Raw genomic sequence first — 273 nt, forward strand, 5'->3', positions numbered from 1 at the left:
GTGAAGGGCTGTTTCAGGCTGCGGAAGGCGGCACGCTTTTTCTCGATGAGATTGGCGATATGCCTGCACCGTTACAGGTGAAACTGCTTCGCGTATTGCAGGAACGAAAAGTCAGACCGCTGGGAAGTAACCGCGATATCGACATTGATGTGCGGATCGTTTCTGCGACCCACCGCGATTTACCCAAAGCGATGGCTCGGGGAGAATTTCGCGAGGATTTGTACTATCGCCTCAACGTGGTGAGTCTGAAGATCCCAGCGCTGGCCGAGCGTA

1 protein-coding gene is annotated in these 273 nt (G+C 54.6%); it reads left to right on the forward strand.

Annotation, left to right across the window (positions count from 1 at the left end; translation table 11 throughout):
- The coding region (locus FDX22_RS31015; protein ID WP_370317171.1) for a sigma 54-interacting transcriptional regulator at positions 1–273 on the forward strand (273 nt) is incomplete at both ends.

The sequence above is a fragment of the Citrobacter sp. TBCS-14 genome (genome assembly GCF_005280805.1).
Taxonomy (GTDB): domain Bacteria; phylum Pseudomonadota; class Gammaproteobacteria; order Enterobacterales; family Enterobacteriaceae; genus Citrobacter; species Citrobacter gillenii.